Origin of the sequence: Mesorhizobium sp. M7A.F.Ca.US.005.03.1.1, from assembly GCF_003997975.1 — a bacterium.
GTDB classification, from domain to species: Bacteria; Pseudomonadota; Alphaproteobacteria; order Rhizobiales; family Rhizobiaceae; genus Mesorhizobium; species Mesorhizobium ciceri.
This window is the reverse complement of sequence record NZ_RZRO01000227.1, coordinates 1-489: the sequence shown is the minus strand read 5'-3', so window position 1 is coordinate 489 and position 489 is coordinate 1. Positions and strand designations below refer to the sequence as shown.

The window sequence follows — 489 nt, the reverse complement described above, 5'->3', positions numbered from 1 at the left end:
TCCCCAAATCGGCCGGGTCTATCGCAAACAGGCCGGTATCGTTGAAATCCACCTCGAACAGATCGCGCATTGCCAGCCCCGCTGCAAAGACAAGCTCCGGTTCGCGCATCTTCTCGATCAGCCAGGGCATCACCGCCGGATCGCCAAACAGGCCGATCGATGCCGTTGCCGCCACGCGTAGCAGGGGTTGGCCAAAGCGCGTCTGCAACCAGGCTTTCGCGGCCTCGGGCGGCGTTGTCAGCAGGCGTATCTCGATCGCCGCCTCCGCCTGGTCCGTCTCCGTCAGCACGATCTTGTCGATCACTGGGTGCGCGGACCGCGCCTCGCCAAGCAGGCAAGCGGCGAAGGCGGCCGCAAGACGTTCTTTCGCCGTCTCGCCATCAAGGCCAGCCAGGACTGCCGGAAGCAGGTCGCGCCGTTTGAGCCCACCGGCAAGCCGAACGGCGCGCCGGCGGACATTCGCGTCGGAATGGCTGGCCAGATCATGCA

Annotated in this window: 2 protein-coding genes; one reads left to right on the top strand and one right to left on the bottom strand. The window is 65.4% G+C overall.

The window, feature by feature from the left end; genetic code table 11:
- A partial coding sequence (locus tag EN990_RS35900; protein WP_206526383.1) for a hypothetical protein occupies positions 1-304 on the bottom strand: 304 nt, incomplete at its 3' end.
- A 3-nt stretch (positions 305-307) separates the two neighbouring features.
- On the opposite strand from EN990_RS35900, the gene EN990_RS35895 reads away from it, so the two are divergent.
- On the top strand, positions 308-489 hold a 182-nt coding region (locus EN990_RS35895), incomplete at its 3' end, for a hypothetical protein (protein WP_206526382.1).